Source organism: Longitalea arenae (assembly GCF_016924755.1).
In the GTDB taxonomy this organism is placed as follows: Bacteria; Bacteroidota; Bacteroidia; order Chitinophagales; family Chitinophagaceae; genus Niastella; species Niastella arenae.
Genome location: NZ_JAFFJX010000016.1, coordinates 58,665 through 82,264 on the forward strand (window position 1 = coordinate 58,665; position 23,600 = coordinate 82,264).

A 23,600-nucleotide genomic window follows, 5' to 3' on the forward strand; every position below is an offset into this window, starting at 1 on the left:
ATGTGATAACCCCGGCCAGGGGCCGGGACAAGCCGTGATAATGAAATACAGGTTCGGATAATCAGGAGCTATGGTGAGTAACGGGCAGGCAGTGAGGCAATGAATTTCTGATGGGGCAAGATCAGATCTTAATCTAAAAGATTATGAGTCACTCAACACGCACCATTCACCATTCATGATTTACAGAGCCATCAATAAATAGTTATGATATCATCATTAATAAGCTGGTCGCTCAAAAACCGGTACGTTGTACTGGCCATGGCTGCAGCTCTGTTGGCATGGGGTTTTGTCAATGTGCAGAAAAACCCCATCGACGCCATTCCCGACTTATCGGAGAACCAGGTGATCGTATTTACCGAATGGATGGGCCGCAGTCCGCAAATAATCGAAGACCAGGTGACCTATCCCCTGGTGAGCAACCTGCAGGGCATACCGAAGGTGAAGAACGTGCGGGCGACCTCCATGTTCGGGATGAGTTTCGTGTATGTGATCTTCGAAGATAATACCGATATCTATTGGGCCCGTACCCGCGTGCTGGAACGCCTGAACTATGCACAACGCCTGCTGCCCGAAGGGATCAGCCCCACATTAGGCCCCGACGGTACCGGCGTGGGACACGTGTTCTGGTACACGCTCGACGCAAAACAGATGGATCTGGGCGAACAACGGGCTTTGCAGGACTGGTATATTAAACTGGCCCTGCAAACGGTTCCCGGGGTAGCAGAGGTTTCTTCTTTTGGTGGATTCGAAAAGCAATACCAGCTTGTGCTCGATCCTGTTAAGCTGCAGTTTTACAACGTATCCCTCATGGATGTAATGAACACGGTTAAAGCTGCCAATAATGATGTAGGCGGCCGCAAGTTTGAAATGAGCGATATGGCTTATATCATCCGCGGATTGGGGTATGTGAAAAATAAGGAAGACCTGGAAAGTATTGCCGTTGGCAATTACAATGGTATTCCTGTGCGCGTAAAAGATATTGGTACGGTGCAAATGGGCGGCGATCTGCGGCTCGGCATTTTTGATGAGAATGGGCAGGGCGAAGTGGTAGGCGGCATTGTCGTAATGCGTTATGGCGAAAATGCCGATAAAGTGATCACGGCTGTTAAGGAAAAGATGAAAGAGGTGGAAAAGGGATTGCCGCAGGGCGTAACTTTTAAAACCGGGTACGATCGCAGTGAGCTCATTCAGGCAGCCATTGGCAATGTAAAGAATAAGCTCGTTGAAGAAATGATCGTGGTATGTGTGATCGTCATTATCTTCCTGTTCCACTGGCGCAGCGCCTTAAGCATCATCATACAGATCCCCATCACCATTGCAGTAAGTTTTATTCTGTTAAATGCCGTTGGCCTGTCATCGAATATCATGTCATTGACCGGTATTGCCCTGGCCATTGGGGTTATTGTCGACAATGGCATCATTATGAGTGAGAACGCGTATCGCCATTTGGCGGAGTACCAGCAGCAGCAAAGCACAAAATCATGATCCAATGACGAAATTATTTAAGAAAATACGCGGAAAGGATAAACCCCGCATTCCGGAGCTCGTGCGGATGCAGATCATAGAAAAAGCCTGCAAACAGGTCTCGAGGGGCGTATTCTTTTCAACCATCATTATAATTACCTCCTTTTTGCCGGTATTCCTGCTCACCGGCCAGGAAGGAAAATTATTTCACCCGCTGGCCTTTACCAAGACCTTTATCATGGTGGTTGATGCCCTGCTGGTGGTTACGCTGGCGCCGGTACTGATCTCCTTCTTCATGAAGGGCCGTTTCAGGCCCGAAACGGCCAACCCGGTAAACCGCTTGCTCGAGCGGGTATATGAGCCGGTGATACGCGCCTGCATTAAGTGGCGCAAAACAACCATTGCCGTAAATATCATTGCGCTGGCCATCAGCATTCCGCTGCTCATGAGCCTGGGGCGGGAATTTATGCCACCACTCGATGAAGGTTCTTTATTGTTTATGCCGGTCACTTTGCCCGATGTATCGAACAGTGAAGTGAAGCGCATTTTGCAGGTGCAGGATAAGATCATTAAAACGGTTCCGGAGGTAAAGAATGTGCTGGGTAAAGCAGGCCGGGCCAATACGGCTACCGATAACTCTCCTATCAGTATGATAGAAACCATCATCCTCCTGAAGCCACAGGCAGAATGGCGGGCCGGTATCACCAAGAATGATATCATTAATGAACTGAATAATAAACTGCAGATACCCGGTGTGACCAATGGCTGGACGCAGCCAATCATCAACCGGATCAATATGCTGAGTACCGGTATCCGTACCGATGTAGGCGTGAAAGTATATGGCCAGAACTTGGATACCATTTACGCCTTTGCTGAAACCATTAAAAAGGAACTGGAAGGAATTAACGGCATTAAAGACCTGTACGTTGAACCCATTACCGGCGGTAAATACATCGACATCCATATTAAACGCGACGAGATCAGCCGTTATGGGCTGAGCGTAGACGATGTGAACCGGGTAATTGAAATTGCTTTGGGCGGAATGAAATTAACCACTACCGTGGAAGGCCGCCAGCGTTTTTCGGTAAATGCGCGCTTTGGCCAGGATTTTCGCAATAACCTCAGTGCATTGAAACGGTTACAGGTACAAACTATGAATTATGGTCCCGTTCCCCTGGAAGCCGTAGCTGATGTTACCATTGCAGAAGGCCCGCCGATGATCAATTCAGAAAATGCCATGCTGCGCGGAACGGTTTTGTTCAATGTACGGGAGCGGGATCTTGGCAGCACCGTAAACGAAGCGCGTGAAAAACTGGACGCCATGATCAGTAAATTACCAAAAGGATACTATCTGGAATGGAGCGGCCAGTACGAGAACCTGATGCGCAGTGAGCGCACCCTCAAGCTTATCCTGCCCGTGGTATTACTCGTTATTTTTATTTCCATGTATTTCGCATTTCATTCTGCACGCGAAGCATTTTTAAGCCTTATCACCATACCCTTTGCACTGATCGGCGGCGCCTACATGATCTGGTTCTGGGATGTAAATCTTTCAGTTGCGGTGGCCGTTGGTTTTATCGCCTTGTTTGGACTGGCCGTAGAAACGGGGATTGTGATGGTGATCTATTTGAACGATGCCATGCAGCAACTGGTAGCCCTTAAGGGAAATTCAAGGGAAACGATCACCCGGGAAGACCTGCGGGAATATGTAATTGCCGGTGCTGCGAAAAGATTACGGCCAAAGATCATGACGGTATGTGTGTCGCTGTTTGCGCTGGTGCCCATTCTGTGGAGCCATGGTGTTGGCAGTGATGTTATGAAGCCGATCGTGTTACCCATGGTGGGCGGTGTACTTACTTCTGCTACCCACATCTTATTGGTGACCCCATTGATCTTTTTAATGGCTAAAGAATTTGAATTGCGTAAGCATGGAAAGATAGATGTATTGGAAGCAAAACATTAGTCAATTGAAATACGCAAAGCATTGCGATAAAAAAGACAGTATGTTCAAAAGATGTATAATAACCGGTATTATGGCAGGCTGGGCGATGGCCTTATCCGCTCAATCACCAATGACCCTGCAGGAGATCTTAACAACGGTCGAGAGCAAAAACCCGGGTTTAAAAATGTATGAAGCCGAAGCCCGCGCTTTTAATGAAGCCGCCAAAGGCGCCTACAGCTGGATGCCGCCGGAGGCGGGTGCAGGCTTGTTTATGACGCCTTATGATACGAAAGAGATCAAGGCCAATCCAATGATGCATAGTGAAGGAATGGGCTTTTTTATGGTGTCGGCGCAACAAATGTTTCCCAACCGTAAAAAGCAGAACGCCGAAGCCGCCTGGATGCGATCCATGTCAACCGTGGAAACAGAAAGAAGAAAAGTGGCATTAAATGAGTTGTTGTACACCGCCAAAAAAAGTTATTATGAATGGGTGATCCTGCTTAAAAAGCAGGCGGTGCTTGATGAAGGCAGTCATATACTTGACTTTATGATCAAAAGCGCTGAGATCCGGTATAAGAACGGTTTGGGCAGGATCAGTGCCTATTATAAAGCAAAAGCGGCGTTGGCCAATATCGACAATATGAAACTGATGGTGGAAAGCGAGCTGCGTCAAAAGCGCATTATGCTCAACAGCCTGATGTACCGCAAGGCCGATACAGAATTCAGTATTGACACTGTCTATGATCTTAAAGAATTCTCCCCGGCCATAATGGATTCGGCCTACCTGGCCGCCAGGCGAAGCGATATCCAGGCTTTACAACGCAATATGGAAGTGAACAACCTGCAGCGTACAGCCGAGCTGGCAAAACTAAAACCGGAATTCGGGATCAGGTATGATCACATGATCGGACTGGCGGCGCAACCGGCGCAATTTACGGTCATGGGCATGGTGAAGTTTCCGCTCGCAAAATGGTCGTCAAAAATGAATAAGGCCAAGGCCGAAAGCCTGGTATGGCAAAATGAATCCCTGCGCAGCCAGCAGCAAATGATCCTGAATGAAGCTGCCGGCATGGCGGGCTCCGCCCGTGCAGAGCTCGAAACCAAAAGGAAACAAATGCGATTATACGAAACGCAGATCGTGCCGGCTTTGCGAAAGAATTTTCAAACCATGCAATTGGGCTATGAGCAGAACACCGAAGAACTGTTCGAACTCTTCGATGCCTGGGAAGCTTTGAATATGACGCAGCTGGAATATTTGGATCAGTTAAAGGCTGCATTGTTGCTACAGGCTGAACTTGAAAAGATACTGGAGATCAAATAATTTTAAAATGAGTAGTCATCATCGTCTATGGTCAATGGTCAGTGGTAAATGGTCAATAAACAGAGCTTATATACTGCTTATTGCCTATTGCCTGTTGTCTATCGTATTTACAGCGTGTCAGGAAGCAAAACAAAAACAGCCACAAACACAGGCAGCTGCAAAGGAAACCTACACCTGCCCCATGCACCCGCAGATCATTAATGACAAAGCAGGCAGCTGCCCGGTATGTGGTATGGACCTCGTGAAAAAATCAGCCAATGGCGAAAAGGTCACAGATATAACCTTAAACGATCTGTTACGGCCAAGCAACCAGTATGTGCTTTCGTCGATCCCTACGGTACATATTCAGTTGCGTGACGAACCCATAGAGATACCTGCTTATGGTTTTATTACCTATGACACCCGGCAGGTAGGCACCCTGTCTTCCAATGTATCTGGCCGCATCGAAAAGTTGTATGTCAAATACAGGTATCAAAAGGTGAGCAAAGGGCAAAAGATCATGGATATATACAGTCCTGAACTGTTAACGGCCCAGCAGAACCTCTTGTTCCTGCAGCAGCACGATGCAGAAAATAAAACGCTTATTGGCGCGGCGCGTCAAAAGCTGCTATTGCTGGGCATGAGTAATCAGCAGCTCGACCAGGTTATAAAAAGCGGCAAACCTGTTAATACGGTTTCCATCTATAGCGCATACAGCGGGCATATTCACGAAAGCAGTTCGCCTGAATCCATGCAACAGCAGGCACAAAGCGGAATGAAAGATGTATCGCTGATCACTGAGGAGTTGCCCCTCAAAGAGGGCATGTATGTAACTAAGGGGCAGAATTTATTTGTGATCTACAATCCATCCAAAGCCTGGGCGGTATTGAATATTTTCTCCGGGCAGGCCAGCATGGTAAAAGTGGGCGATAAAGTGCGCATAATCCCGGAAACAGTGCCTGACAAAGATTTCAGGGCGGCCATTAGTTTTATTGAGCCATTTTACCGGCCTGATAATAAAACGGCCACGGCCCGCGTGTACTTCAACAATGCCAATAATGCCATACCCATCGGCAGCCAGGTAAAAGCCGTCATATTTGCCGGCGCCCGTTCTGCACGCTGGTTACCCGAAGAAGCCGTACTTACCCTGGGGCTCGATAAGGTGGTTTTTGTAAAAAAGGATGATGCTTTTATTGCACATAAAATAGAGGCCGGCATTGTAAATGATCATTTGATCCAGGTATTGAATGGCTTGACAGAAGAAGATGAAGTGGCTGCCAATGCCCAATACCTGGTAGATAGCGAAAGTTTTATTAAAGTGAAACAATAGCAACAATATGCTTCAAAATATTTTCTCTTATGGTTCGGGCGGCAGGAATGCTGATCGGCTTTACTTGCGACGCTCCTTTCTACGCTTTGTTCTCTATGCAGCATTGGCGGCGGTCTTTTTACTGAGCGCCTGCAAAAACAAAAGAACGCCTGCAACAGCAAAAAGCGACAGTTATTATACCTGCTCCATGCATCCGCAGATCATGCAGGACAAACCGGGTACCTGCCCTATTTGTCACATGGACCTGATACCGGTTAACAGATCAAAGGAAGCCCGGGATGAAATTATGCTTAGCGACGAGCAGATCCAGCTGGGCAACATTCAAACCGATACGCTTGGCAACGCTCTCATGGGCGATAAAGTAGTGTTGACCGCTACCCTGAACTTCGACGAAATGAAAGTAAATACGGTAAGCGCCCGGATCACCGGCCGCATAGACAGATTGTATTTTAAAAATACCGGTGACTATATAAAAAAAGGCGATCGCCTCTTCGATCTGTACAGCGAGGAATTGAATACCGCCAAACAGGAATACCTGGCGGCCATGGAAAGACAGCAGACTTTGGGCAATTCCATCATCGATTTTAAACAATTGCTGCAAAGCGCCAAAAACAAACTGATGTTATGGGGTATGAGCGAATCCCAGATCGATGCGTTGGGAAAAACAAAACAATTCTCGCCGCTGACCGCATTCTATAGTACTGCTTCGGGATATGTAACAGAATTACCGGTAAAAGAAGGGCAGTATGTAATGGAAGGAGGCGTAGTAGTAAAACTGGCCGACCTGTCGACCCTGTGGGCGGAAGCGCAGGTATACGCCTCACAACTGGCCTCTATTGATTATAAAGGCGTGGCAACGGTGCAGTTGCCCGATATGCCCGGAAAGGAAATAAAAGGCAAGGTGACCTTTGCAAATCCGGAAATAAGCGCAGATACCCGCATTAATTTATTACGGGTATCGATCGCCAATACCAACAATCAATTAAAACCTGGCATGCCGGCATACGTGATCTTAAAAAGCAGTGCCGGTAATGCGATGACGCTGCCCATCGATGCAGTATTGCGCGATGGAAAAATGGCGATGGTATGGGTGCAAACCGATCAAAATACCTACAAGCGAAAAATGATCGAGACCGGCCTGGAAAGCGGCGACCGTATAGAAGTTAAATCAGGGCTGCAGCAGGGCGAAGTGGTAGTGATCAGTGGCGCTTATCTGCTAAACAGCGAATACATTTTTAAAAAGGGTGCCGATGCTGCCAGCGGCCACCATCACTAATGGCTGTTTCCTGGAAGCTTCACACCGTTCAGCCCTGGCGATTTAATTGCCAGCCTTCTTTTTGGCTGCTTCCAGCATATTGTTGAGCCTTGCCCTGTCATATACTTTTCCATGCACAAACACTGCCCGGATCTTTTTGGTGTTACTGATATTGACTAAGGGGTTCTCATCCAGTAATACCAGGTCGGCGATTTTTCCAGCGCTAACGGTTCCGTAGCTGTTTTGCAGTTCCAGGTAACGGGCCGGATTAATAGTAGCTGTCTGCAAAGCCTGTGCGGGCGTGAGGCCAGCCTTTACCAGCCATTCCAGTTCATCGTGCAAACCAAAACCCGGGAAACAATAAGGATTCGGGAAATCGGTTCCTGCGAGGATGGGAATGCCGGCATCAAAAATTGGCTTGATCAATTGAAGCTGCATCTGAAAATTGCGTTCATAAACAGCAGCTGATTCCGGCGTTCGCGATTTTGAGCGAAAATCCTTGCTTGGGTCCCAGCCCTGCGCAATGCTTTTGGACAGGTATTGTAACCGGGGGTCTCTTAACCTGGACGTATCATGTATAAACGCCATATTATAGTTAACGATCAGGGTGGGACAGATCCAGCTATTGTATTTTTTTATTTCCTGCAATATGCTTTTGAGTTTGCGGGCATTATATGTCCGTTGCAGAAATTGTTTGGCATTGTCCGGTTTCCTTAGATTGGTATCAATTATCTTTCCCTGTAATACCTGCATATAGTAATCAGCGCTGTCAGACGCTGCCTCCAGGAATCCATTCAGATGCTCCTGGCTTTTTTGACCGGCACATGCTGCTTCTACAACGGTGACCTGTGTGGGCACATGTCCGGCAAAAGGAATATGCTGTTTGGCAGCCTCTTCAGCAATGGCGAAATAAGCATCCCTGGGCAGCAGGGAATACACTTTTACGAAATCAGTGTGTAAGATATTTTTCAATGAGTCTACTGCCTGTTTGGCCTGTGCTGCATCCTTCACGGCAACCGATCCCGGCCAAATTGGTTTGGGGCCGTCAACAATGGGACCGGCGGCAACAATTTGCGGACCGGCAATTTCATTACTGGCGATCTTTTTCTTCCATCCCTGGATCAGTTGAATGAAAAAGAACATATCACGAACGCCTGTTACACCATTGGCGAGCAGGAGCGGGAACCATGCATCCGTCCACATATGCACATGCATATCCCATAAACCCGGTATGAGGTACCGGTTACTGCCATCGATAACAGTATCTGCCTTAAGATCGGATTGCCTGGTAGCAATAGTGAGAATAGCAGTATCCCTGATCAGTACATCGGCATTTTTGATAATGGTGCCTTTTTCTACATCCACAATATTTACCTGCCTGATCAGGATAGTGTGTTGCGCACGGATAGCCTGTAGTAACAATATGCTCACGGCGAGCAAGAGTAATTTTCTCATGCGGTAAGGTTTGCAATGGAAGTTAGCAAAATTTAATGGATTTCGCCATCTAGTGTGAAATTCACCGTTATATTAGAATTATTTAAGGCATAAGCACTGCCTGGTTAAAAAAGAAAACGCCCCGATCGATCGGGGCGCCCTCGTGCAAACTTTATGTAATGTTGATGACTGGTAGTCGTCGCTTATTTTACTTTGTTTACTACAGTTTCTTCAACATAGCTGTGGCTTCTGTTGATCGAGTAAACCTCAGTGGTATTGTTCTTTTTAGATTTTACCACCACATTCAAAGCTGCATCTCCAAGATCATCTGCTTTTAACAGGAATCTTTTGTTGAGGTTAGCGCCTTTGAATTTCTCAGTGTACAGCAGGTTACCATACTCATCGCGGAAAGTAACGGTGTACTCGTCCTCCACTGTAGAGCTCAGGTTCAGTTCAAATACAGGTTGATTTTCTTTATTGCCGATGAACTTTAATTCAGTAACATGTTTTTTGGGGCCTTCTTCATTTGCCATTACAGTGTTAGAGAAAGCGAAAGTAAAAGCTACTAAAACGATGGCGATAATTCCGTAATTCCTCATTGCCTTTTTCATGATGTGTAATTTATAATTTTTTTAATGCTGTTAATTCTTATCCCATTTGGACAATCGGCGGCAGGCAATTCGTACGTCTTTTCGAAAGAGAGGGCAACATCTTGTTTCAGCTTTACACCAGGTGGTGTTCTTTGTTGCGTTTCGTATTGCAAACTTATGGAGTGCCAGGGCCCTGCAAAAATCAACTCTACTGCATTTATAGGATGTTTAAACCCTGTATAAAATGTTAAAACCCGCTGCCAGCCTGCATTTCATGCGAAACGCCACATGATGCCCAACCCGTTTTCAAGTCCGTAAAAGGGCTTTCAGTTAATGATTTATTAACCTGGTTATGCCTGCTTTGCGAAAAAACAAGGCAAATACAGGCAATAAACCACTAACGATTGTTAGTATTAATGACAAATGATTATCTTTGGAACTACTAAAAACGAATTGCCATGTCGGTGCAGGAATTAGAAAAAATCTTTCTGTCAAAAATTGACCAAGAGATCAAGATAGAACCAAAAGACTGGATGCCGGATGCCTATAGAAAAACGTTGATCAGGCAGATCTCGCAGCACGCACATAGTGAAATAGTGGGTATGCTGCCCGAAGGGAACTGGATCAGCCGGGCGCCCAGTCTGAAAAGAAAAGCCATTCTGCTTGCCAAAGTGCAGGATGAAGCGGGGCATGGCCTGTACCTGTATTCTGCTGCCGAGACCTTAGGCACTACCCGCGAACAAACCATCCTTGACCTGCATAGCGGCAAAGCCAAATATTCTTCCATTTTTAATTATCCTACGCTTACCTGGGGCGACATTGGCGCCATTGGCTGGCTGGTTGATGGAGCTGCGATCCTGAACCAGGTAATGTTATGCCGCACTTCTTATGGGCCCTATGCCCGGGCGATGGTGCGCATTTGCAAGGAAGAAAGTTTTCACCAGCGGCAGGGCTTCGATATACTCATGGCGCTTTCAAAAGGTACAGCCGAACAACGTACCATGTGCCAGGATGCGATCAATCGCTGGTGGTGGCCTTCCCTGATGATGTTTGGTCCGCACGACAGCGAATCAACCCACAGTGAGCAAAGCACCCAATGGAAAATAAAACGCATGAGTAATGATGTGCTTCGGCAAAAGTTTGTTGACATGATCGCTGAACAGGTAAAAGTATTGAACATGAGTTTACCCGATCCGCAGCTGAAATGGAATGAACAAACCAATCATTATGATTTTGGTGAAATTGACTGGACAGAGTTCTGGAATGTAGTAAAAGGCAATGGACCCTGTAATAAGCAACGCCTCGATGCCCGGCGCAAAGCCTGGGACGAAGGGGCCTGGGTGAGAGATGCAGCGAGGGCGCATGCCGCTAAAAGAAAACAGCGCCAGGAAAAACAAATTGCCTAATTGAAGGATGGCAGTGGAGAATAGAAATAGCTGAAGAAATAAAAACAAGTACCTGATCGCAATGAGCGCCAGGTAAGAAAATAAAACGATTGTAATGGCTATACGACTGACAAAATATTATTACGGTGATATCCCGGAAGATAAAGGTGGCGGTCAGGTAAATGACCGGGTAATGAAAAGCTCCTCAAAAGAGGCTGGTTCCCCAGCTACCGGAGGGAGCGGGGATGGCGCCGACTGGCCTTTATGGGAAGTATTCATCCGCAGCAAGCAGGGCATCGATCACAAACATGTAGGCAGTTTGCATGCGGCCGATGCACAAATGGCTATCGAAAATGCCCGCGATGTGTATACACGCCGCATGGAAGGTGTAAGCATTTGGGTAGTGGAAAGCAAATACGTCCATGCGTCGAATCCCGATGAAGCCGCTTCGTTCTATGAACCGGCGAATGACAAGGTATACCGGCATCCTACCTTTTATGATCTGCCCGATGAATTAACGCATATGTAATCAGCCATGACAAAGGACACGATTTATAACTATACGCTACACCTCGCAGATAATGCCCTCATACTGGCACAACGCAATAGTGAGTGGTGCGGGCATGGGCCTGTATTGGAGCAGGACATCGCCATCACCAATATTTCGCTGGACCTTTTAGGCCAGGCCAGAAGTTTATACCAGTACGCCGCAACCCTGATGAATGAACTGAACGCTACCCCGCTACCTAAAGGAGCGCCTATTGCGAACGGGGAAGGTCAGGCTGGGCTTGCCACGGAAGACAGCCTTGCTTACCTGCGCGACGTTAGAGCTTATAAGAACTGCCTGCTGGTGGAGCAACCTAATGGCGATTGGGCGCAAACCATTTTGCGACAATTCTTTTTCAGTACCTACCAGTTCTTTTTGTACCAGCAATTACAGCGTTCAACCGATGCCACCTTGGCCGCCATTGCAGAAAAGTCATTGAAAGAAGTGACTTATCACTTGCGCTGGAGCAGTGAATGGGTGATCCGGCTGGGCGATGGTACTGAAGAAAGTGCAAACAGGTTATTGAATGCACTCGATGAATTATGGATGTATACCGGTGAATTATTTATACCGGCCAGTTATGAAACCGCAGCTGTTGAAGCCGGTGCTGGCGTTGATGTTACCGCGCTAAAAACGCATTGGCAACAAAGGGTGAATGAGGTCTTTGCCGAAGCAATGCTTACCGATGCAACTGCAGGCCGCGAAAGCACCTGGATGCAACATGGGGGTAAGGAAGGTGTGCATTCGGAACACCTGGGTTATATACTGGCGGAAATGCAGTATATGCAACGCGTTTATCCCGGTTGTGAATGGTAGGCCAACAGGCAGTGGGCCAGGTAAATACAAGTGTTTGAAAGGTGAAATACAATAATGAAGACAACGGAGAACATATCAGTTAGAAAAGTATGGGAGATACTGGAAGGAGTGTGTGATCCCGAAGTGCCTGTGTTAACGGTGATTGACCTGGGAATAGTAAGGGATGTAAAAATAGCAAAGGCGAATGAGGAGGAGAAAATAGAAGTAGTGATCACGCCTACCTATTCAGGTTGCCCGGCCATGGATGTTATACGGATGAATATACGCATGGTTTTGATGCAACATGGGTATAACAATGTGCAGATCACTACCATTTTATCACCGGCCTGGACAACCGACTGGATGACGGAAGCCGGTAAACAAAAACTAAAGGCCTATGGTATTGCGCCTCCCAACCCTAAACAACAGGTTTGCCATACCGAGTTGTTTGCAGAAGACGAAGCAGTGCAATGCCCGCACTGTAATTCATACAATACCCGGCGCATAAGCGAATTTGGATCAACCGCCTGCAAAGCGCTATTCCAGTGTAACGACTGCCAGGAGCCTTTCGACTATTTTAAATGCTATTAGTTAACTTTCCTGTTTGAACGCTGCTTAAATCATCGAATCATATGTCCTCTGTTCTTTTTACCATTGAAGAAGGAATTGCTACGATCACCCTGAACCGCCCCGACAAACTAAATTCTTTTAACCGCGAAATGGCTCTGCTCCTGCAGCAGAAGCTGGATGAATGCGCCAACTTACAAACAGTGCGATGTGTATACCTGACGGGCGCCGGTAAAGGATTTTGTGCCGGTCAGGACCTGGCCGAAGTTGTTGAGCCGCAGGGACCGGGTATGCAACGCATCCTGAGAGAACATTACAATCCCATTGTTACCCGCATTCGTAAACTGCCAAAACCGGTGATCGCTGCCGTGAACGGGGTAGCCGCCGGCGCCGGCGCCAACATCGCGCTGGCCTGCGACATTGTGGTGGCGGCCCATTCAGCATCGTTCATCCAGGCTTTTTCAAAACTGGGATTGATACCCGATAGTGGCGGCACTTATACGCTGCCGCGCCTGATCGGCTGGCAAAAAGCAAGCGCCATCATGATGCTGGGCGATAAGATACCAGCCACGCAGGCCGAGTTATGGGGCATGATCTATAAGGTCATTCCCGATGAAGCGTTTGCGGAAGAAAGCAAAAAGCTGGCGGCCACCTTGTCAAAAATGCCTACAAAGGGATTAGCTTATACCAAACATGTGCTCAGCCAGTCTATGACCAACAGTCTGGAGCAGCAATTGATGCTGGAAGATGAATATCAGCAAAGGGCAGCCAATACCTATGATTTTAAGGAAGGCATACAGGCATTTTTGGAAAAGAGATCACCGCAGTTCAAAGGAGAATAGGCCGGTTGCGGCAGGGTTTAGCAAACGTTACCGGTTACATGCTTTATTATAAACTATTGGTTATGTCTGACTTCAGTAAAACGAGGGCCAGTGCCATCATCGACGCCATGATGTATAAAGACTACTTCAGTCAATGGCTGGGGGTTGAGCGGCTGGAAGAAAAAGAAGGGTTTTGTAAATTGAGGATGATGATACGTGCCGAAATGTGCAATGGCTTTGAAATTGCCCATGGCGGTATCAGTTATTCGCTGGCCGATAGCGCATTGGCCTTTGCATCGAACAGCCATGGCCGGCAGGCCGTTTCTGTAGAAACATCCATTTCGCACATTAAACCGCTGAAAGCAGGCGATATCATAACTGCAACGGCAGCAGAAAAAAGCCGCACGAATAAGATCGCTATTTACGAAGTGCGCATTGAAAAAGAAAGTGGAGAACTGGCGGCGCTGTTTAAAGGCACTGTATTCAGAAAAGAAACCGAATGGAACGTGTGAGTTCCATCCGGCTTATTGGGAATAAAGAAGTGTGTCAGCTCTGCCAACTGCACAAACCGGACTGTGGCAAACCTGTACTATTGTTGATCGATCAGTTTTAAAGCGCCCTCACTATAGCGATCCCCTACATTGGGATACCGCTCCATGACCGCCTCTATTTGCTGCAGTTCCTCTTTGCTTAGCATTATATCAACGGCAGCGGCATTTTCTTCCAGGTATTTTCTCTTTTTGGTACCCGGGATGGGAATGATATCATTTCCTTGTGCTAGCACCCAGGCCAGCGCCAGCTGTGCAGGCGTACAACCCTTTTGGTTAGCCAGCCCGGCAAATTCGCTTACCAGTTGCTGGTTGTTTTGCCAGTGTTCAGATTCAAAGCGAGGCAATGTTCTGCGATAATCATCGCCTGGTAAACTGTCTTTATCAGGAACGGTAGCAGTAACCAAGCCTCTTGCCAGGGGGCTGTAAGGCACAAAGGTGATGCCCAGCTCGCGGCAGGTTTTCAGAATATTCCTTTCCACATCCCGTGTTAATAATGAATATTCACTTTGCAATGCCGTTATCGGATGAACCGCATGTGCTTTTCGGATGGTGCTGGCAGATGCTTCCGACAAACCAAGAAAACGAACTTTGCCTTCTTTAACCAGGTCGGCCATAGCTCCTACCATTTCTTCTACAGGCACATTCGGATCGATGCGATGCGCGTAGTAGAGATCGATGGTGTCGATCTTCAACCTTTGTAAACTTTTTTCAACTGCTGTCTTCATGTAAGCAGGTGAACCATCAAAATAAGTAGACGGTGTGCCTGCAAAATTGGAAGTAGCGCCTTCTCTTTGGCGGAAGCCAAACTTAGTGGCGATAAACACTTTGTTTCTGTTAGGCGCCAGCACTTTCGCTATGAGTTCTTCATTATGGCCAAAGCCATACATGTCGGCCGTGTCCCAGAAATTGATACCCAGTTCCAGCGCCCTGTGCAAGGTGGCAATAGATTCCTCGTCGTTGCGTGGTCCATAAGCAAAGCTCATTCCCATACAGCCCAGCCCGATAGCCGGGAGTTGAACACCGGTATTTCCCAGATCTCTGTATTTCATAAAATTGTGTTTAGAAAACAAAACTAATTGAATCGCAGCGTCCGCTGCTTGTCGGAATCAAACGATTAATTGCAAAATTCAAACAATGGCTTTCTATGGGGATTTACTGCCAACCAGACTATCTTTGAAAAAAAGTCAGTATGATCTATTCATTCAAAGGCTTTATACCGGTTGTGCATGCTTCATCCTTCATTCATCCACAGGCAGCTGTAACCGGAAATGTAATTATTGGAAAAAACGTATATGTAGGACCGGGTGCTGCTATTCGTGGCGACTGGGGTGGTATTGTAATTGAGGATGGTTGTAATATTCAGGAGAATTGTACGGTACACATGTTCCCCGGCATTACCGTTTTATTGAAAGAGGGTGCGCATATCGGTCATGGCGCGGTGATCCATGGTGCTGCTATTGGCAGGAATTGTTTGGTGGGTATGAACAGTGTGATCATGGATAATGTTGAATTGGGTGATGAATGTATTGTAGGGGCGCTTAGTTTTATTAAAGCCGATGAAAAGATCCCTGCCCGCAGTTTACTGGTTGGTAATCCGGCAAGGATCGTTAAGGAAGTAACCGATGAAATGATAGCATGGAAGACCGCTGGCACCCGCCTGTACCAGGCCCTGCCCGGGGAAATGTATCGGGATTGGGCGCCTTGCGAACCTTTGCGCGAGCTGCCTGCCGACCGGCCGCAACAAGCGGTGCTTTACAGGACCTGGAATGAGGTGAAAGGGGGTTAACCCGGCATCACCTATCTTTGCATCCAATTAAAGAATAGTGGAAAAATCAAACTTCGTAGATCAGATCAGGATATTCTGCCGCAGCGGCCATGGAGGCGCAGGCAGCAAGCATTTCTTACGTACCAAATTCAATCCCCAGGCCGGGCCCGACGGGGGCGATGGGGGCCGGGGAGGTCATATCATCCTGCGCGGTAATAAAAACCTGTGGACGTTATTACACCTTCGTTATTATAAGAATGTGCTGGCCGAAAATGGCCAGGGCGGTAATAAGAACAATATGACCGGCCGCGATGGCAAGGATATTATCATTGAAGTACCACTGGGCACGGTTGCCCGGGATGAAGAAACCGAAGAACAGGAGGCCGAGATCCTGGAGCATGGCCAGGAGATCGTGTGGATGAAAGGCGGCCGGGGCGGATTGGGCAACGCGCGTTTTGCCACACCCACCAACCAGGCGCCGGAGTATGCCCAACCGGGTGAGCCAGGCGAAGAGGGCTGGAAGGTGCTCGAACTGAAAGTACTGGCCGATGTAGGGCTTGTAGGATTTCCAAATGCCGGTAAATCAACCCTGCTATCGGTGATCACTGCTGCCAAACCCAAGATCGCCGATTATGCGTTTACTACCATCACCCCGCAATTAGGCATTGTAGCCTATCGCGATGGTAAAAGCTTTTGCGTAGCCGATCTGCCGGGAATTATTGAAGGGGCGGCCGAAGGCCGGGGCCTGGGCCACCGCTTTCTGCGCCATATTGAACGCAATTCGGTTTTGTTGTTTGTAATACCAGCCGATAGCAATGATCATAAAAAAGAGTTTTCCATTCTCGTGAACGAGCTGGAACAATATAATCCGGAACTGCTGCATAAACAATTCCTCATAGCCATCAGCAAAAGTGAAATGCTCGATGAAGAGTTGAAAGCAGCCATTAAGAAAGAGTTGCCGGCTGATATTCCCCATATTTTTATTTCTTCACTCACCCAGCAGGGCCTCAGCGAGCTAAAGGATCTATTGTGGAATGCGTTGAATGATGGGGCCGAAGTGGCGAATAATTAATAGCCGGACCGGTTTCGATCAGTGACTAACCAATGCCCGAATACAACTATTGGGGTATTGGAATTGGCGACCTTATAACTATCTTAGGATTCCCTAAAACTGTTATCTATGTCGGCCATAACCGGTATCTTAAAGCGCCTGACTACCCTGCTCCGTTACCTTTTCAGAGCTTTATGGGTATTTTTTCCGGGTTTACTCTTCCTTGCACTTACGTTGGTTTGCTTCTGGAACCTGGCACAGGGTAAAGACCTGATGGTGTTAGCCACTGAACACCGCGGCTTTTTCCTGCTGTTTCAATCCCTGCTAGGTTTTTTGGTATTGGTTAGCTGGTATGCGGCCCGTACAGTGGCCAATGCCAAAAAGGATTGCGTTCATGCGGCACCGGGTTATTTACCCGAAAGCTATTATAAACACATGCCCCGTTTTATAGGCTTTTCTATCTTCACTATAATTATACTCGCCTTTGTACAAACACCGGTATTTGGCAGTGCTATCGAGGACGACAGTAAATTATACTTTGTCTTGCTGGCCGCTTCCATTCCCTATTATTTCTGGATGAACAATTATTTCGAACGACGGTTCAAAGTGATCCGGCTTAACCGGTTGTTTTTAATAACGCTGCTGCTCATAGTCACGGGTTCAACGCTGATCACATTTAATATTGACCGTTATTCCTGGATGGTGATCCTGATGCTGTTGGTACTGCAGGCCTGCTTTTTGGTGCTTGTGGTAACCAGGCGGGAAATGCTACAGCAGTATAAAAAAGAGCAGAAACAATCCAACAAAGCCATGGCAAAAGTGCAACAACTGGCTCATTTGCTCGGCATACCGCGGGAAGAAGTGCGTTTCCATATTATTTTTTTAATGATCAGCCTGGTGGCGCTGGGCGTTTACGTGGCCTGTACACTTAATGTAGGTTTTGCGGTCTCAATGGGTTCTTTCCCTTTTGTACTCCTGGCTTTTTCAGTATTCATGGGTTTCGGATTCATACTTGCGTTTATCTCCATCCGTATTGGTATAAATATCCATCTCATTTTCGTGATCCTCACTTTCCTGTTTGGTCAGTGGACGGAACGCCATGAAGTGGCATTGATCGAAAAGAAACCAACCATAAAGCGCTTTACCAACAAAGCCAGTGTACGTGATTATTTCATACAATGGGTAAAAGACAGGGATACGCTTATCAAAAGATCTAAAGAATTTCCGGTGTACTTTGTACTCTCTGATGGCGGTGCTTCCCGTTCTGGTTATTGGGTGGCTTCGGTATTGGGAAAGCTGGAAGACACTTCACAACATGATTTCTCAAAACACCTGTTTTGCCTGTCGGGTGCTTCGGGTGGAAGTGTAGGTAATGCGGCTTTTTATACCTTATTGAAAAATGCCGCAGACCGGCCCAATAAGGACCTGCCGAATGATCAGTCATTTTACCAGGCAGGAAAGGAATACCTGCGCAGCGATTTTCTTACGTATACACTAAGCCGTATGCTGGGCCATGATTTCTTCGTAGCGATGCTGCCCATGGATACCCGCGGCGACCGCGCAAAGGCCTTGACAGATGCGTTGGAATGGGCGCCTAAAGACAGTGTACTGCTGAAACGGCAGCTGCAAACGCCTTTATCGGAGCTGGCCGTATACAAAGATCGCGTGAATACGAAACTGCCCATTCTTTGTGTGAATACTACCCGTATGCAGGACGGACAACCATCGGTGATCAGTACTATCGCCATTGACCCGCTTACCTTCAATAACAGGATCGATGTGCTGGCCCGGCTAAAAGATAATAAGGATATGAAGCTGAGCACAGCCGTTGTGTTGGGCGCCAGTTTCCCCTATGTTAGTCCGGCCGGCCGTATAGATGCCTACAAATTTCTAAGGAATGGTCCCACCGAGTTTCCATTTTATTTTGTAGATGGTGGATATGTAGATAATTCCGGCGCAGGAGTGGTGCATGAAATGATCATTAAATTGAATTCCTTACGCGATAGCATTTGCCGCTCGAATAATGACACTATACTGAGTAACCATTGCAAGAAGATCTCTTTTTATGTAATGCACATCAGCAATGGCCCCGAAGGCGATGTATTATTAAAAAAGGTCAATCCATTTGTAAATGACCTGGCTGCTCCCCTGAAAACATTGATGGGCGCTTATGGCGTACAAACAAGTATTAACGACAGCCGCCTGAAGAATTACCTGCGTGACATGTACGGCAACAATTTACATTATAAACCCATTAACTTATACCGGCCGCAGGAGCCATTGAAATACTCCATGAACTGGGTCATTTCGGGCCGCACCCTCGATAGCATGGACAAAAGGCTGTATTCTGCAGACGTGCGGGCATACATGGTAAAGATATTACAGGAACTAAAAAGATAAAATGGCTATATTCGGCAGACGGCATACCCGTTGAGCCAATTAATGAAAATTTTCTATAGGTTTGCCGCCACAAAAGCTATCATTATATGAAGAAAATTTATTTAACGGTTGTGTTAGCCGTTACTATGGCGCGCAGTTTTGCCGATGAAGGCATGTGGCTGCCGCTATTGCTTGGTCAACAGGTTTATAACGATATGGTGAAGCGGGGTTTGAAGCTTACCAAAGATCAGTTATACCACATGAACAAGGCCTCTATCAAAGATGCTATTATCATTTTCGGCGGATTTTGTACCGGCGAAATTGTAAGTAACGAGGGGCTTATTTTTACCAATCACCACTGTGGTTACGATGCGGTGGCATCTGCCAGCTCGGTAACCAACAACTACCTCAAAAATGGTTTCTGGGCGAAAAGCAAACAGGAAGAAATTCCCTCCCCCGGCTTATATGCTGAGTTCCTTACCAAAATAGAAGATGTAACCGCTGAAGTGCTGGATTCTGCAAAAGGATTGAGCGGCGTTGACCGTGTATCTAAGATCACTGCGGTTACAACGGCCATCAACAAGCGGCTTTCCGATGAATCAACCAACACCATTGCCAGGGTAAGCTCGCTGTTCAAAGGCAATCAATACCTGGTGTTTGTTTACAAAAAATATTCCGATATCCGCCTGGCCGGGGTTCCACCCGAAAGCATTGGTAAATATGGGGGCGATACCGACAACTGGGAATGGCCCCGCCACACGGGCGACTTTTCCGTCTTCCGCGTATATATGAGCAAGGATGGAAAACCCGCTGAATATTCGCCCGAGAACGTTCCTTTAAAGCCTAAACATTTTCTGCCCGTTTCTATTAAAGGTATTAAAGATGGCGATTATGCCATGATCTACGGATATCCCGGCAGCACCAACAGATATGAAACATCTTTTGGCATCAAACAAAAAATAGATATCGATAATCCCACGCTGGTGAAGTTGCGTGACATGCGGTTGAAATATATGTTTGAGCAAATGAAAGATGATCCGGCTACCAAACTGAAACTGGCCGCTGATTATGCGTCTATCGCCAATTACTGGAAGTTCTTTGATGGTGAAAGCAAACAGCTGATCAAATACAATGTATATGACCAGAAGAAAGCGGCTGAGGCAAAATTCCAGGCATGGGCGAATAACAAACCCGAATTTGCAAATATCTTTAAAGACTGGAGCGCGGCTTATGATCAATGGCGCCCGTTTTCAAAACACCGTGTGTATATCAATGAAGGTATTTTCGGATCACCGCTCCTGGCTTTTGCCGGTTCTTTGCAACAGGTGGAAAATGCCATCGTAAAAAAGGGAGGGTCAGCAGACATTAAAAAAGCGATAGATGCTGCCAAAGAAGCAAGAGCCGAGTTGTTGAAAAATGAGAACAGACCTTCTGACCAGAATATAGTGGCAACGGTCTTGATGATGTATTACAAAGACATCGATAAAACCCAGCACCCCATCGGTTTTTATGATGCCATAAAAGCGAATTACGGCGATCTGAACGATGAAGCTACTTACAAAAAATATGCAGCCAGTATTTTCGCCAATACCATGATCCTGGATAATGCCAAATGGGAGGCTTTCAGTGCTAATCCCGATGCTACCGTACTACAGGCCGATGCGGCATATGCTGTAGCCAGCGCCTTTTTAAAGAACTGGCAGGGTAAATACCTGCAGAATTTTCAGCAGTTCACTGTAAAGAACAATGAGTTTGGCCGCTTATACCTGAAGGGTATTATGCAGATGGATACGGTAAAAGCCAAAAAAATGTATCCCGATGCCACCTTTACCATGCGGGTTAGCTTCGGAAATGTAAAAAGCTACGCACCGCGCGATGCAGTTAAATACGACTATGTAACTACGATGAAAGGTGTGCTGGAGAAATACAAACCCGGTGATTATGAGTTTGACCTGCCCGAGAAACTGGTAGAACTCGCTAAGAAAAAAGATTACGGCCAATACATCGATAAACAACGCAATGACCTGGTGATTGGATTTATTACTACCAATGATATTACGGGCGGTAATTCCGGTTCACCAGTGATCGATGGCAGCGGAAATTTGATCGGACTGGCATTCGACGGTAATTACGAGGCTTTGAGCCATAAGATATCATTCGACCCGGTATATAACCGCACCATCTGTGTAGATGTTCGTTATGTGCTTTGGTGTATCGATAAGCTGGGCGGCGCTACCAACCTCATCAATGAGTTGAAGCTGGTAAGGCAATAATCAATGAAATGTTAATATTGAAAGGGTGAACTGCCAACGGGTAGTTCACCCTTTTTTACAACGTATAGTTATTTTTACTTACCGTGGCAATACGCTTTACCGTAAACCGTTCTTTCGTTTTACATTTGCACCTTAACCTTTGTTATAATGGAACCACAAAATCAGGCAGATCTGTTACAGGATATACATGATGAAGTAAATTATGTTGATCCGGTGTCACCGGGAATAAGGTTTGTCAATTATCTTATTGACCAGATCGCAATTGGGGTAATTTTCAATGGCCTTGATTATGTACTTGGCTTAAGCAGTAATGGAAATTATAGTGAAGATGCCATCATGCAGGGAAACATGGCGGCCGTTTGGCTAAGGCTTTTATTTTCTTTGGCGGTCACGCTCACCTATTATACCATTTTCGAGGCTGCTACCAAAGGCAGGACCTTAGGTAAGATCTTAACCAATACCACCGCTATCACCCAGGATGGCACTCCGTTTACTTTTAAACATGCCTTACTGCGGACCTTATGCCGCTTTGTTCCCTTTGAACCGTTCAGCGCCTTTGGCTATATGCCCTGGCACGACCGGTGGACGAATACAGTAGTTGTTAAGAAAACCTGGTAAATAAGTTCACATGTAAATAGTATTAACAAAATCTATACATTAAAAAGTCCGAAGCATTGCTTCGGACTTTTTTCATGAATGATCCCGTATTAAGTTTTCAACTTGGTCAACTCTTTCTGTACGTCTTCTTTTCTTGGCCGGATGATCAACCGCAGCGTAGGATCGTTCGTCATAAAGGACCAGAACCAGCTGAAGGCCAGTTTCATTTTATTACGGAAACCGATCAATGGAATAATATGGATGAATAACCAAACCATCCAGGCGCCAAAACCTTTGAAGAATAGTTTGGGAAGGTCAACCACCGCCTTGTATTTTGAAATAATGGCCATACTGCCCTTATCGTTATAAACAAAGGCTTCCATAGGTTTGTTGTTTGCCTGCCTGATGAGGTTTTCAGCCAGCTGTTTACCTCCCTGGATAGCTACCTGCGCCAGCTGGGGGTGGCCATTGGGAAATTTCTTATCAGCGGTCATTAAGCAGATGTCACCCAACGCAAAGATGTTTTGGGTGCCCTGCACTTTATTATGTTCGTCCACCAGGATCCGTCTGCCACGAGCAATAGCAGAAGCCGGTAAACCGGGTACTTCCCTGCCGGTTACACCGGAAGCCCAGATCAATACGTTGGTTGGAATGGTTCGGCCGTCAGAGAGGTATACGACGTCATCCTGGTAATCTTTTACGGCGGTATTGAGGATCACATGCACACCCAGTTTATTTAATACCCGGGTGGCCTCTTCCTGTGATTTTTTACTCATGGGGCCAAGCAGCGCTTTACCCGCATCGATAAGATAGAGGTGTGAACGCAGGTCTTTTATTTCAGGATATTCTTTCAGCGCAATATTGCGGCCCAGCTCCGCCAGCATACCCGCTAATTCAACGCCGGTTGGACCGCCGCCGGCGATCACGATATTCAAATGTTTTTCTTTTTCCTTAAGATCGCTGGTGTGTACTGCTTCTTCCATATTCAGCAATAAATGGTTACGCAGGTTCAGGGCGTCATCGATGGTCTTCATGGGCAGCGAATTGTCTTTTACGCGTTCCATGCCAAAATAATTCGTCTCAGTGCCCAGGCACAACACCAGGTAATCATATGCTACAATGCCGGTGTCTGTTTCAATGGTGTTTTGTTCGGGATTTACTTTTTTCAGGCAGCCCATATGGAAGCGCAGATTGGTGGCTTCCTGGAATAACCTGCGAAACGGATAGCTGATATTCGAAGGTTCAATGAAAGCGGTTGCAACCTGGTATAAGAGTGGAGGAAAGAAATGGTAGTTGTTCTTATCTACCAGGGTAATGTGGAAGCGCTTGTCTTTTCTAAGCTTTTTGATGAGGTTAATGCCGGCGAATCCTCCTCCGACAATAACTACTTTTTTAACTGGTTGTTCCATAACTCGTTCTTCTGATTAAACATTAATGAACAATTGTGCCACCATTGGCATAATGGAGCACTTTTCGCCTAACTAACTTTTCAGGTTATGGCAAGTATTAAAAAAGCAAGGATGGAGAATGATAGACGCTGTAAAGGTCGTTACT

20 protein-coding genes are annotated in these 23,600 nt (G+C 46.7%); 16 read left to right on the forward strand and 4 right to left on the reverse strand.

Going from position 1 to position 23,600, the window contains the following annotated elements; all coding sequences use genetic code 11:
- The first annotated feature begins 204 nt into the window (after positions 1-204).
- Genes JT717_RS28670 through JT717_RS23575 form a run of 5 tightly spaced genes read left to right on the forward strand, consistent with a single transcriptional unit; the run spans position 205 to position 7,312 of the window.
- Entirely contained in the window at positions 205-1,485 is a 1,281-nt protein-coding gene (locus JT717_RS28670; RefSeq protein ID WP_205513494.1) for an efflux RND transporter permease subunit, read from the forward strand.
- A gap of 4 nt (positions 1,486-1,489) precedes the next feature.
- Entirely contained in the window at positions 1,490-3,427 is a 1,938-nt protein-coding gene (locus tag JT717_RS28675) for an efflux RND transporter permease subunit (RefSeq protein WP_205513495.1), read from the forward strand.
- 4 nt (positions 3,428-3,431) lie between these two features.
- Complete coding sequence (locus JT717_RS23565; protein ID WP_240348387.1) at positions 3,432-4,727, forward strand: TolC family protein; 1,296 nt, start codon at positions 3,432-3,434, stop codon at positions 4,725-4,727.
- A 7-nt stretch (positions 4,728-4,734) separates the two neighbouring features.
- Positions 4,735-6,036 carry a heavy metal-binding domain-containing protein gene (locus tag JT717_RS23570; RefSeq protein WP_205513496.1) on the forward strand — a complete coding sequence of 434 codons (1,302 nt, stop codon included), beginning with the start codon at positions 4,735-4,737 and terminating at the stop codon, positions 6,034-6,036.
- 7 nt (positions 6,037-6,043) lie between these two features.
- A complete protein-coding gene (locus tag JT717_RS23575) occupies positions 6,044-7,312 on the forward strand; it encodes an efflux RND transporter periplasmic adaptor subunit (RefSeq protein WP_205513497.1) in 1,269 nt (422 codons plus the stop codon).
- 42 nt (positions 7,313-7,354) lie between these two features.
- On the opposite strand, the gene JT717_RS23580 is transcribed toward JT717_RS23575, so the two are convergent.
- Together JT717_RS23580 and JT717_RS23585 are read right to left on the reverse strand one after the other, a co-directional pair.
- On the reverse strand, positions 7,355-8,746 hold the full coding sequence (locus JT717_RS23580) for an amidohydrolase family protein (RefSeq protein WP_205513498.1): 1,392 nt from the start codon (positions 8,744-8,746) through the stop codon (positions 7,355-7,357).
- Between the two features lie 182 nt (positions 8,747-8,928).
- Positions 8,929-9,336 carry a hypothetical protein gene (locus JT717_RS23585; protein WP_240348388.1) on the reverse strand — a complete coding sequence of 136 codons (408 nt, stop codon included), beginning with the start codon at positions 9,334-9,336 and terminating at the stop codon, positions 8,929-8,931.
- A gap of 437 nt (positions 9,337-9,773) precedes the next feature.
- Here JT717_RS23585 and paaA point away from each other — a divergent pair, with 437 nt between their 5' ends.
- The 6 genes from paaA to JT717_RS23615 all read left to right on the forward strand — a co-directional run bounded on the left by paaA (position 9,774) and on the right by JT717_RS23615 (position 13,942).
- On the forward strand, positions 9,774-10,721 hold the full coding sequence (gene paaA / locus JT717_RS23590) for a 1,2-phenylacetyl-CoA epoxidase subunit PaaA (protein ID WP_205513499.1): 948 nt from the start codon (positions 9,774-9,776) through the stop codon (positions 10,719-10,721).
- Positions 10,722-10,815: 94 nt separating this feature from the next.
- The gene (paaB, locus tag JT717_RS23595) at positions 10,816-11,229 is read left to right on the forward strand and encodes a 1,2-phenylacetyl-CoA epoxidase subunit PaaB (RefSeq protein WP_205513500.1); all 414 of its coding nucleotides are present in this window, start codon (positions 10,816-10,818) and stop codon (positions 11,227-11,229) included.
- Between the two features lie 6 nt (positions 11,230-11,235).
- Complete coding sequence (gene paaC / locus JT717_RS23600) at positions 11,236-12,063, forward strand: 1,2-phenylacetyl-CoA epoxidase subunit PaaC (protein ID WP_205513501.1); 828 nt, start codon at positions 11,236-11,238, stop codon at positions 12,061-12,063.
- Positions 12,064-12,117: 54 nt separating this feature from the next.
- The gene (paaD, locus tag JT717_RS23605; protein WP_205513502.1) at positions 12,118-12,633 is read left to right on the forward strand and encodes a 1,2-phenylacetyl-CoA epoxidase subunit PaaD; all 516 of its coding nucleotides are present in this window, start codon (positions 12,118-12,120) and stop codon (positions 12,631-12,633) included.
- A gap of 41 nt (positions 12,634-12,674) precedes the next feature.
- Positions 12,675-13,451, forward strand: a complete 777-nt coding sequence (locus JT717_RS23610) for an enoyl-CoA hydratase-related protein (protein WP_205513503.1) — start codon at positions 12,675-12,677, stop codon at positions 13,449-13,451.
- Between the two features lie 62 nt (positions 13,452-13,513).
- Positions 13,514-13,942, forward strand: a complete 429-nt coding sequence (locus tag JT717_RS23615) for a hotdog fold thioesterase (protein ID WP_205513504.1) — start codon at positions 13,514-13,516, stop codon at positions 13,940-13,942.
- A gap of 77 nt (positions 13,943-14,019) precedes the next feature.
- Here JT717_RS23615 and JT717_RS23620 read toward each other — a convergent pair whose 3' ends face one another.
- Entirely contained in the window at positions 14,020-15,030 is a 1,011-nt protein-coding gene (locus tag JT717_RS23620) for an aldo/keto reductase (RefSeq protein ID WP_205513505.1), read from the reverse strand.
- Between the two features lie 140 nt (positions 15,031-15,170).
- Here JT717_RS23620 and JT717_RS23625 point away from each other — a divergent pair, with 140 nt between their 5' ends.
- The 5 genes from JT717_RS23625 to JT717_RS23645 all read left to right on the forward strand — a co-directional run bounded on the left by JT717_RS23625 (position 15,171) and on the right by JT717_RS23645 (position 22,067).
- Entirely contained in the window at positions 15,171-15,767 is a 597-nt protein-coding gene (locus JT717_RS23625; protein ID WP_205513506.1) for an acyltransferase, read from the forward strand.
- Positions 15,768-15,804: 37 nt separating this feature from the next.
- The gene (obgE, locus tag JT717_RS23630; RefSeq protein ID WP_205513507.1) at positions 15,805-16,818 is read left to right on the forward strand and encodes a GTPase ObgE; all 1,014 of its coding nucleotides are present in this window, start codon (positions 15,805-15,807) and stop codon (positions 16,816-16,818) included.
- Positions 16,819-16,926: 108 nt separating this feature from the next.
- A complete protein-coding gene (locus tag JT717_RS23635) occupies positions 16,927-19,197 on the forward strand; it encodes a patatin-like phospholipase family protein (RefSeq protein WP_205513508.1) in 2,271 nt (756 codons plus the stop codon).
- Positions 19,198-19,283: 86 nt separating this feature from the next.
- On the forward strand, positions 19,284-21,449 hold the full coding sequence (locus JT717_RS23640) for a S46 family peptidase (RefSeq protein WP_205513509.1): 2,166 nt from the start codon (positions 19,284-19,286) through the stop codon (positions 21,447-21,449).
- A gap of 147 nt (positions 21,450-21,596) precedes the next feature.
- Positions 21,597-22,067 carry an RDD family protein gene (locus JT717_RS23645; RefSeq protein ID WP_205513510.1) on the forward strand — a complete coding sequence of 157 codons (471 nt, stop codon included), beginning with the start codon at positions 21,597-21,599 and terminating at the stop codon, positions 22,065-22,067.
- An 89-nt stretch (positions 22,068-22,156) separates the two neighbouring features.
- Here the strand turns inward: JT717_RS23645 and JT717_RS23650 are convergent, their stop codons facing one another.
- Positions 22,157-23,455 carry an NAD(P)/FAD-dependent oxidoreductase gene (locus JT717_RS23650; protein WP_205513511.1) on the reverse strand — a complete coding sequence of 433 codons (1,299 nt, stop codon included), beginning with the start codon at positions 23,453-23,455 and terminating at the stop codon, positions 22,157-22,159.
- Between the last annotated feature and the right edge of the window lie 145 nt (positions 23,456-23,600).

Excerpts from the sequence above, each read along its gene's own strand:
- JT717_RS28670 (WP_205513494.1), top strand. The coding sequence starts at position 205 with ATGATATCATCATTAATAAGCTGGTCGCTCAAAAACCGGTACGTTGTA.
- JT717_RS28675 (WP_205513495.1), top strand. The coding sequence starts at position 1,490 with ATGACGAAATTATTTAAGAAAATACGCGGAAAGGATAAACCCCGCATT.
- JT717_RS23570 (WP_205513496.1), top strand. The coding sequence starts at position 4,735 with ATGAGTAGTCATCATCGTCTATGGTCAATGGTCAGTGGTAAATGGTCA.
- JT717_RS23575 (WP_205513497.1), top strand. The coding sequence starts at position 6,044 with ATGCTTCAAAATATTTTCTCTTATGGTTCGGGCGGCAGGAATGCTGAT.
- JT717_RS23580 (WP_205513498.1), bottom strand. The coding sequence starts at position 8,746 with ATGAGAAAATTACTCTTGCTCGCCGTGAGCATATTGTTACTACAGGCT.
- JT717_RS23585 (WP_240348388.1), bottom strand. The coding sequence starts at position 9,336 with ATGAAAAAGGCAATGAGGAATTACGGAATTATCGCCATCGTTTTAGTA.
- paaA (WP_205513499.1), top strand. The coding sequence starts at position 9,774 with ATGTCGGTGCAGGAATTAGAAAAAATCTTTCTGTCAAAAATTGACCAA.
- paaB (WP_205513500.1), top strand. The coding sequence starts at position 10,816 with ATGGCTATACGACTGACAAAATATTATTACGGTGATATCCCGGAAGAT.
- paaC (WP_205513501.1), top strand. The coding sequence starts at position 11,236 with ATGACAAAGGACACGATTTATAACTATACGCTACACCTCGCAGATAAT.
- paaD (WP_205513502.1), top strand. The coding sequence starts at position 12,118 with ATGAAGACAACGGAGAACATATCAGTTAGAAAAGTATGGGAGATACTG.
- JT717_RS23610 (WP_205513503.1), top strand. The coding sequence starts at position 12,675 with ATGTCCTCTGTTCTTTTTACCATTGAAGAAGGAATTGCTACGATCACC.
- JT717_RS23615 (WP_205513504.1), top strand. The coding sequence starts at position 13,514 with ATGTCTGACTTCAGTAAAACGAGGGCCAGTGCCATCATCGACGCCATG.
- JT717_RS23620 (WP_205513505.1), bottom strand. The coding sequence starts at position 15,030 with ATGAAATACAGAGATCTGGGAAATACCGGTGTTCAACTCCCGGCTATC.
- JT717_RS23625 (WP_205513506.1), top strand. The coding sequence starts at position 15,171 with ATGATCTATTCATTCAAAGGCTTTATACCGGTTGTGCATGCTTCATCC.
- JT717_RS23635 (WP_205513508.1), top strand. The coding sequence starts at position 16,927 with ATGTCGGCCATAACCGGTATCTTAAAGCGCCTGACTACCCTGCTCCGT.
- JT717_RS23640 (WP_205513509.1), top strand. The coding sequence starts at position 19,284 with ATGAAGAAAATTTATTTAACGGTTGTGTTAGCCGTTACTATGGCGCGC.
- JT717_RS23645 (WP_205513510.1), top strand. The coding sequence starts at position 21,597 with ATGGAACCACAAAATCAGGCAGATCTGTTACAGGATATACATGATGAA.
- JT717_RS23650 (WP_205513511.1), bottom strand. The coding sequence starts at position 23,455 with ATGGAACAACCAGTTAAAAAAGTAGTTATTGTCGGAGGAGGATTCGCC.